Origin of the sequence: Paraburkholderia sp. BCC1885 (assembly GCF_900996235.1) — a bacterium.
GTDB lineage: Bacteria > Pseudomonadota > Gammaproteobacteria > Burkholderiales > Burkholderiaceae > Paraburkholderia.
Genome location: NZ_CAAJGM010000085.1, coordinates 1 through 528, shown reverse-complemented (window position 1 = coordinate 528; position 528 = coordinate 1). Strand labels below are relative to the sequence as shown.

General features: G+C 62.7%; 1 protein-coding gene. It reads right to left on the bottom strand.

Features of this window, described 5'->3' with window-relative positions:
- Window positions 1-425 (bottom strand): hypothetical protein (locus FQ755_RS06865; RefSeq protein WP_144152457.1); only part of this gene is annotated, 425 nt, incomplete at its 3' end.
- Window positions 426-528 lie beyond the last annotated feature (103 nt).

Genomic DNA, 528 nt, shown 5'->3' with positions numbered 1-528 from the left:
CTCGATGCCGATCGTCCATCGGCCACGATCGACTCGTTCAGCGACAGATCCACGCCCTGGCTTGGCGGATCGCCCGGCTTCGTGGCCTGACGCGGATTCAGCCGGGCCTGGCCAGGGTGGCAGGCATCACGGCAAACGCAGGAGAGAATACCGCTCAGGTCGAATGATTCGTCAGTTTGGCCGTGCGTGATGAATTTACAGATTGCCTCGCCCTGCCTGCCGGAGGCGCCCGCGGTACCCAGCGACTCGATGCCGAGCAGCACGAAGCACGCAAGGACAGCCTCCACAGTACGGCTTCGGCCGGACCCTACCGACCATGGCCACGCTTCATGGCCGGCTTGCGCTTGCGTCGCCACATCAAGCTGCCCGCGAAATGACGGCGGCGGGGCGGCTTGCCGCCATTTTCCGGAATCGTGCTTGTCCATGTCGTCTCTCTCCCAGTCTCATATTGGAAACCTCGACGTCGTCATAGGCAGAGAAAGCCATCGCCTCGACGTCATACCCGGCGCGAGTCTTTCGGATCAATCG